This is a genomic window from Gulosibacter sediminis (assembly GCF_014904065.1).
GTDB classification, from domain to species: Bacteria; Actinomycetota; Actinomycetes; order Actinomycetales; family Microbacteriaceae; genus Gulosibacter; species Gulosibacter sediminis.
The window spans coordinates 42229-49854 of sequence record NZ_JACXJG010000020.1; the positions used below are offsets into that span (position 1 = coordinate 42229).

A 7626-nucleotide genomic window follows, 5' to 3' on the forward strand; every position below is an offset into this window, starting at 1 on the left:
CGGCGCCGCGGCGCGCTAGCGGGCGCTGTCGAGCGTGTCGAACCAGCGCTGCGCTTCGGCGTAGTTCGCGTCGCTCGCGGCCGGGTCTTCGTCGACGCTCGACGCGGCCGCGCGCGGGTACGAGCCGAGGAACTTGACCGACGGGCTGTAACGGCGCAGGCCGAGCAGCGCATCCGCCACCCGCGCGTCGTGGAGGTGTCCGTCGAGGTCGACAACGAAGCGGTAGCGGCCCGGCTGCTCGGGAATCGGCCGCGAGGTGATCATCGAAAGGTTGATGCCGCGGGTCGCGAACTGCTCGAGCATCGTCATGAGCCCGCCCGGGCGTTCCTCGGGCAACTCGACGATGAGTGAAGTCTTGTCGCGGCCGGTGCGCGCCGGCACGTCCGTGCGCGTCGTCACGAGCGCGAACCGGGTGCGGGCATGCGCGTTGTCTTGGATGTCGTCGGCGAGCACCTCGAGATCGAAGCGCTCGCGGATGTTCACCGGCGTCACCGCGGCGTCGATGAGGTCGGGGCGGTCGAGCAGCACCTCGGCGCTCGCGATATTGCTCGAGGCGGCGACATGGCCGTGCCCCGGCAGGGTGCGGTGCAGCCAGCGGCGGCACTGGCCGTAGGCGACCGGATGCGCGGCGACGGTGTGGACGTCGTCGAGCGTCACGCCCGGGCGCACGGCGAGCGAGAAGCGCACCGGCACGACGTACTCGCCCACAATACGCAGACCTTCCATCGTCGCGAGGGCATCCTGCGACGCCGTCACGCCGCCCTCGATCGAGTTCTCAATGGCGATCATCGCGGCAAACGAGGTGCCCGTCTGCACATCCATGAGTGCCTCGAGCACATTGGCCACGGGCTTCCACACCTTGCCTTCGGCCTCGGGGGCGAGGCGGAGCGCCATCTCGGTGAAGGTGCCCGCCGGCCCCAGGTACGAAATGGTGTCGGATGCGCTCATATGTCGAGCCTATTGCAACCAAATACTGTCAGGATGAACCCATGCATGAACGAGCCGGCACAGTTGCACTTCCCGAAGACCTCATCGACGTTGATGACCTCATCGGCGCCTACTACCGCAATGTTCCGAACGTCGACGAACCGACGCAGCGCGTCGCCTTCGGCACCTCGGGGCACCGCGGCTCGAGCCTGACGTCGTCGTTCAACGAGACGCACATCCTCGCCATCACGCAGGCGATCGTCGAGTATCGCACCGAGCAGGGCGTCACCGGGCCCCTCTTCATCGGCCGCGACACACACGCGCTGAGCGCGCCAGCCGAAGAGACGGCACTCGACGTGCTCGCGGCGCACGGCGTCAACGTGCTCGCCGACTCGAATAACTCGTGGGTGCCGACCCCGTCGCTCTCACGCGCGATCGTGGCGTACAACGCCGACCCGGCCCACGCATCCGCCCAGGCCGACGGCATCATCATCACCCCGAGCCACAACCCGCCGCAGGACGGCGGCTTCAAGTACAACCCGCCCCACGGCGGCCCCGCCGACACCGACGCGACAAAGTGGATCGAAAACCGCGCGAACGACCTCATCGCGGGCGGCAACGAGGGCGTCGAGCGCACGAACTCCGACGGCAAGATCGGCCGCTACGACTTCCGCACCGAGTACGTGAACGACCTCGCGAAGGTGATCGACTTCGAGGCGATCCAGCGCGCGGGCGTGCGCATCGGCGCCGATCCGCTCGGCGGCTCGAGCGTCGAGTACTGGCAGGCGATCGCCGACACCTACGGCATTGACCTCACCGTCGTGAACCCGAACGTCGACCCGCGCTGGCCGTTCATGACGCTCGACTGGGACGGCAAGATCCGCATGGATCCCTCGAGCCCCTCGGCGATGGCTTCGGTGCTCGCGCACCGCCAGGACTACGACATCCTTACCGGCAACGACGCCGACGCCGACCGTCACGGCATCGTCACCCCGGCGCACGGCCTCATGAACCCGAACCACTACCTCGCAGTGGCGATCGACTACCTCGCGACGCACCGCCCCGGCTGGTCGGCGGATGCGGGCATCGGCAAGACGCTCGTGTCGAGTTCGATGATCGACCGCGTCGTCGCGAGCCTCGGCCGCAAGCTCGACGAGGTGCCGGTGGGCTTCAAGTGGTTCGTGCCCGGCCTGAGCGACGGCAGCGTCGTGTTTGGCGGCGAGGAGTCGGCGGGCGCGTCGTTCCTCACCTTCGAAGGTACGACGTGGACGACCGACAAGGACGGCATCCTGCTCGCCCTGCTCGCGGCCGAGATCATCGCCGTGACGGGCCGTTCGCCCTCGCACTACTACCAAGACCTGGTCGCGAAGTTTGGCGACCCTGCCTACCAGCGAGTGGATGCGCCGGCCACGCCCGCGCAGAAGGCAAAGCTCAAGGCACTCTCGGGCGACGCGGTAACCGCAACCGAGCTCGCGGGCGAGCCGATCGTCGCCCGCCTCACTGAGGCACCCGGCAACGGCGCGGCCATCGGCGGTCTCAAGGTCGTCACCGAGAACGCCTGGTTCGCGGCTCGCCCGAGCGGCACCGAGGACGTCTACAAGATCTACGCCGAGTCGTTCAAGGGTCCGGAGGACCTCGCGCAGGTGCAAGCCGAGGCGAAGCAGATCGTCGACGCGGCGATGCAGTAGCGCCGAGGGCGCCGGTGGGCGGAACTAGCCGACCGGCGCCACCTCGGGCTGCGGCTCGGCGGCCATGTCGCCGTTGATCGTGATGCCGGCGGAGTACTCCATCGAGAAGCCGTCGCCGTCACCGTTGTCGCAGTTCACACCGGTCGAGTAGTTGATCGAGCAGGTGTACGGGCCCGCGGTGATCGGGGTGTCGTAGGCGAGCGCCTGGCCGCCGCCGAAGCCGCTGGTCAGGCACGGGTAGGTCGCGCCGTCGGTCGTGACGCCAACGGATGCACCGGCGTAGAGGCCGTTCTGGCACATCTCGGCGGGGGCGGCGAAGTTCGTCGCAGTGAGCTGGCAGGCGACACCGGTCTCCTGCGTGATCTGGCAGCGAATGTTGCCCGAGCCCGACTGGAACGTAACCGGATCGAACGGCTCTTGCGTCGGCTCGGCCGTCTGGGTTTCGGTTTCGGTCGGTCCGCCGTCGCCGAGGTTGCCCCCGACGGTCGGCGCGGTCGACTCGGTGCCGGCCGAGGTCTGTGACTGCTCTCCCTCGGCCGCCGGGTCACTCTGACCGCTGCCGAAGAGTGCACTAATGCCGAAAGCGCCGATGATGAGCACAACGGCCGCAGCCGCAGCGATGAGGATCGTCATGACGCCTTTGCGGCGACGCTGCACTTCCTGCGGGGTGTACTTCGGGTCGCCGTTCTTGGGGCCCCGCGGACCGGAACCGCCTGGGCCGGTCGGGCCGCCTGGGCCACCAGTGCCACCGCCCACGTTGATGGCCGTGCCTGCGCCGACCGCGGTTGCGCTTTCGGCTGCTCGGCGTTCGGATGCGCGCCAGTCGCGTGTCGACGCCGGCGAGGCCTGCTGGTTACGCTCGGACTGCTGCTCGGAGTCGTCGAACTCCGACATGAGGCTGTCGAAGTTGAGTTCGCGGTCCTGCGGGTCTTGGGGCTGCGAGGAGGACTGCTGTTGGGACGGCTGTGGCGGCTGTGGCTGGGCCCAGCCCTGCTGCTGGTTGTGCTGCGCGAGTGGCGGCAGCGTCGGCATCGAGGAGCCGGGCGCGGCCTGCTGCTGCGCCGCTTGTTCGACCTGTTCTTGTTCGGCCTGTTCTTGTTCGGCCTGAGCCTGCTCGGCTCGTGCGCGGTCTGCCTGCTCACGTTCGGCGGCGGCCTGCGCTTCGGCCTGCGCCCGCTGAGCTTGCTCCGCCTGCGCGCGCTCGGTGGGCGCATCCGTGAAGAACGCGTTCGCGCGCTCCTGCTGTTCGTGCTGCTGCGGGTCGACCTCGGCTTGCGGCAGGGGCGCAAAGGCCGACTCGGCCCGGCTCTCTGCCTGCGTCGGGGCCGGCGCTGGGGCCTGCTGCGATGACTGCGCCTGCTGGGGCGCCGGGAACTGCGGCAGCTCCTGCTGCCCGGCGTCCTGCTGCACGTCGCCCTGCACATCGTCCTGCACGTACTTCGGCGAGGAGATCGGGTGGTCGGCGGGGTCGTCGGGCAGACCCTCGATGAGCTGCGTGAAGGTCGCCTCGTCGGCGACGCGCCGGCGGTCCGGGTCTACCTGCCAGGTCTCGGCGGTGCGGGCGCGCTCTTCCTGCTCACGCGCATCCTCGTGCTGGCTGGCGGCGCTTTGCTCGACCGTCTCATGAGCGCTCAGCGCGTGCTGGATGTCGTCGAGCGACATCTGGCGCGTCTTCGGCTCGATGGGCTCGCCCGACTCCTCGAACGGCGAGGCCGCAGGCGCCGACTGCTGGGGTGCGGCGGTCTCGGGTGGAGCCGATGGCTGCGAGGTCTCCTCAGCGACGTGCCGCGGGAACATCGGCGGCACCTGCCCGGTGTCGCCTGCCGCGACATCTTCGACCGGCCCGGTCTCGTAGACGTTCGGGTTGAAGCGACGCCGCGAGCGCCGCGACCGCAACTCTTCGGGCGCCGCGGGCTGCGCGGGCGCATCCTGCGATTGCTGCGCGCTCGACTTCGGCACGAACTGGCTAAAGAAGTCATCGTCTTCGCCGAACCCTGCGTCGGCCGAGCCGACCGCGAACGGGTCTGGCGATCCGCCGCCCGGTCGGTGCATCACTGAATTGCGCTCGGCCGCGTCGCCGGCTTGCGCCGACTCCTGCGTGGTCGCCAATCGGCTGCCACACTCGCCGCAAAAACGCTGGCCCGCGACGATGGTGGCCCCACACACGGGACAGGTCTTGTTGCTCATCATGCCTCCTGCCGCCAATTTACCGCGACCGATGGCAGAACCTCGGCAATGTAGTACGGGCGGCGTACAATTCATCAGCTAACGACAATACGGTGCACGGTGCGGCGCGCGAGGGGAAATTTCTGCATGGCGAAGAACCGAGCCCACCAGCCAGTCACCTCGCAGATCCTCACCAAGCGCAGCATCCACCTCGTCCTCCTCAGCATCATCGTGTCGATGTTCTTGTCGGCGCTGAACCAGACCGTCGTCGGCACCGCGATGCGCACGATCGCCGACGAACTCGGCGGCCTGTCGCTGCAGGCGTGGGTGACCACCGCGTTCCTCATCGCTTCGACGGTGAGCACGCCGATCTACGGCAAGCTTTCGGATGTGCTGGGTCGCCGACCGCTCATGCTCACGGCCATCGTGATCTTTGCGCTCGGCTCAGTGCTGTCGACGTTCTCGCAAGACATGATTCAGCTCGCCGCCTTCCGCGCGGTGCAGGGGCTCGGCGCCGGTGGCCTCATGTCCTTGCCGCTCGCGATCCTCGCCGACATGTTCGCGCCGAAGGATCGCGCCCGCTATCAGGGCCTGTTCATGGCGGCGTTCGGCGTCGCCTCGGTCGCCGGCCCGCTCATCGGAGGCCTGTTCGCGGGCATGGACGAGTTGCTCTGGATCTCGGGCTGGCGCTGGGTGTTCCTCATCAACGTGCCGCTCATCGCGATCGCGTTCGTGCTCGTCTCGCGGTTCCTCCACCTGCCCCGCAAGCGGGCGCAGCCGCGCATCGACTTCGGCGGCGCCGCGCTCGTCACGCTCATCGTCGTGCCACTCATTCTCGTCGCCGAGCAGGGCGCGTACTGGGGCTGGACCTCGGCGCCGGCGGTCGTTTGCTATGTCGTCATCGTCGCGGCGTTCGTCGGCTTCATCTTCACCGAGCGCTACATGGGCCGCGACGCGCTGATTCCGCTGCGACTGTTCTCGTCGCGCGCCTTCACGATCGCGGTGCTGCTCAGCGTGCTCGTCGGCTTCGCGATGTTCAGCGTCATGACAACGCTGCCGCTCTACATTCAGGTCATCATGGAGCTCGAGCCGACCGCCGCGGGCCTCGCGCAGCTGCCGCTCATCGGCGCGCAGCTCATCACGTCCTCGGTCATCGGCTTCGTCTATGCGAGACTCGGGCGCGCGAAGTGGATCGTCGTGCTCTGCCTCACGCTACTCACCGTCGCCTTCGCGATTCTCGTCACGCTGCGCTACGACGACCCACTCTGGAAGCTCTACCTGCCGATGGTGCTCTTCGGCGCCGCGCTCGGCGGGCTGCTGCAGGGCCTCACCCTCGTGCTGCAGAACTCGGTCGACGCGACCGAGATGGGTGTCGCGACCAGCGCATCCTCGTTCTTCCGCTCGATTGGCGGCACGCTCGGCACCGGCATCACCTTCTCGCTGCTGTTCGGTACGCTGACGCAGACGATTCCGGCGGCGCTCGATGCACCCGCCCACTCGGGCCCGGTCGCCGANCGCCCTCGCCGAACAGGCAAAGTCGCCCGACGCCGCGAACGAGCGCATCGTCGAGCTACTCAACGGCCCGAGCAATCAGGCGGCCGCCGCGATGAACGGCGACACGAGCTTCCTCACCGGCGCCGATGAGCGCCTCGCCGCGCCGTTCATGGACGCGTTCAACAACTCACTCGTCTACGGCTACTGGCTCGGGCTTGGCATGCTCGTCATCGCACTGCTGCTCTCGTTCGTGCTGCCAAACCAGCCGTTCCGCACGGCGTCGGCACTGCAAGAGATGCAGCAGCGCGGCGACCTGCGCAGCAACGCGACGACCTAGTCAGCGGCACAGCGCGCCCTCGGCTTCGCTCGGTAGCGTGAGGCCATGTCTGATGCTTACACCGTGACGCACGAGCCCGACAACGAGCGCTACGCCCTCTACCTCGATGATGAGGTCGCCGGTTTCGCGCACTACACCGAGACCGAACACGAGCTCGTCTTCGACCACACCGTGGTCGACCCCGTCCATCGCGGCACGGGTGTCGCGTCGAAGCTCGTGAAGTCGGCGCTCGACGACGTGCGCGACAACAGCACGAAGCGCGTCGTGCCCGCGTGCAGCTACGTGCAGGCATGGATCGCGCGGCACGAAGATTACAGCGCTCTCACACAGCGCTAACCTTCGGCCAATGCCCCGTGCATAGCGTGGGGGGCATGAACAAGAACACCACCCGCATCGCACTGTCCCTCGTCGCCACCCCGGTGCTGCTCGGCACCCTGGCCGCGTGCTCGAGCGGCGGCGACGCAACGAGCGCGGATGCGCCCGAGGTGGCGGACTCGCAGGCTCCGGACGAGACGCAGGCGCCCGCCGAGACCGCGGCGCCCGAGTCGAGCGCCGCGCCGAGCGACGACAGCTCGCAGGGCCAGGCCGCGTCGGGCGTCGACTACACGGCCGCGATCACGGCGGCCCAGGATGAAGTGGGTTCCGGCAGCTTCGCGGTTTCACTTGATCTCGACGATGACGGCGACGACCGCTTCGACATCGAGGTCGCACTCGACGGCGTGGTCTACGAGGTCGAGGTGTCGGCCGACGGCACCGCGCGGATCGAAGAGCAGGATGACGACGAGCTCAGCCGTCTCGATGAGGTGAACGTGTCGATGGAGCAGGCGATCGCCCTCGCGCAGGAGCACCAGTCGGGTGTCGTTGACAGCATCGACCTCGACAGCGACGACGGCAGCCTGCACTGGGATGTCGACTTCGATGACGACGACGGCAACGAGCAGCCTGACCTCGAGATCGACGCCGCGACCGGCGACATCCGCGAGGACTAGCGCATCGGGGAGGTGTGGCGGGCCG

Annotated in this window: 7 protein-coding genes; 5 read left to right on the top strand and 2 right to left on the bottom strand. The window is 68.3% G+C overall.

Features of this window, described 5'->3' with window-relative positions; genetic code table 11:
* Positions 1 to 15: 15 nt before the first annotated feature.
* Positions 16 to 948 (bottom strand): prephenate dehydratase, encoded by a 933-nt coding sequence (gene pheA / locus ID132_RS10750; RefSeq protein WP_193128591.1) that lies wholly within the window; start codon positions 946 to 948, stop codon positions 16 to 18.
* A 41-nt stretch (positions 949 to 989) separates the two neighbouring features.
* Here pheA and pgm point away from each other — a divergent pair, with 41 nt between their 5' ends.
* Positions 990 to 2615, top strand: coding sequence for a phosphoglucomutase (alpha-D-glucose-1,6-bisphosphate-dependent) (pgm, locus tag ID132_RS10755; protein WP_193128592.1), 1626 nt, complete (start codon positions 990 to 992; stop codon positions 2613 to 2615).
* 24 nt (positions 2616 to 2639) lie between these two features.
* Here the strand turns inward: pgm and ID132_RS10760 are convergent, their stop codons facing one another.
* Positions 2640 to 4724, bottom strand: a complete 2085-nt coding sequence (locus ID132_RS10760; RefSeq protein WP_193128593.1) for a hypothetical protein — start codon at positions 4722 to 4724, stop codon at positions 2640 to 2642.
* 336 nt (positions 4725 to 5060) lie between these two features.
* Here ID132_RS10760 and ID132_RS10765 point away from each other — a divergent pair, with 336 nt between their 5' ends.
* Genes ID132_RS10765 through ID132_RS10780 form a run of 4 tightly spaced genes read left to right on the top strand, consistent with a single transcriptional unit; the run spans position 5061 to position 7601 of the window.
* On the top strand, positions 5061 to 6425 hold the full coding sequence (locus ID132_RS10765; protein ID WP_459562482.1) for an MFS transporter: 1365 nt from the start codon (positions 5061 to 5063) through the stop codon (positions 6423 to 6425).
* A complete protein-coding gene (locus ID132_RS10770; RefSeq protein WP_193128595.1) occupies positions 6388 to 6612 on the top strand; it encodes a hypothetical protein in 225 nt (74 codons plus the stop codon). The genes ID132_RS10765 and ID132_RS10770 overlap by 38 nt, the downstream gene beginning before the upstream one ends.
* A gap of 45 nt (positions 6613 to 6657) precedes the next feature.
* A complete protein-coding gene (locus ID132_RS10775) occupies positions 6658 to 6948 on the top strand; it encodes a GNAT family N-acetyltransferase (protein WP_125106699.1) in 291 nt (96 codons plus the stop codon).
* Between the two features lie 35 nt (positions 6949 to 6983).
* On the top strand, positions 6984 to 7601 hold the full coding sequence (locus ID132_RS10780) for a PepSY domain-containing protein (protein ID WP_125106698.1): 618 nt from the start codon (positions 6984 to 6986) through the stop codon (positions 7599 to 7601).
* The last annotated feature ends 25 nt before the right edge of the window (positions 7602 to 7626 follow it).

Excerpts from the sequence above, each read along its gene's own strand:
- ID132_RS10775 (WP_125106699.1), top strand. The coding sequence starts at position 6,658 with ATGTCTGATGCTTACACCGTGACGCACGAGCCCGACAACGAGCGCTAC.
- pheA (WP_193128591.1), bottom strand. The coding sequence starts at position 948 with ATGAGCGCATCCGACACCATTTCGTACCTGGGGCCGGCGGGCACCTTC.
- ID132_RS10780 (WP_125106698.1), top strand. The coding sequence starts at position 6,984 with ATGAACAAGAACACCACCCGCATCGCACTGTCCCTCGTCGCCACCCCG.
- ID132_RS10770 (WP_193128595.1), top strand. The coding sequence starts at position 6,388 with ATGAACGGCGACACGAGCTTCCTCACCGGCGCCGATGAGCGCCTCGCC.
- pgm (WP_193128592.1), top strand. The coding sequence starts at position 990 with ATGCATGAACGAGCCGGCACAGTTGCACTTCCCGAAGACCTCATCGAC.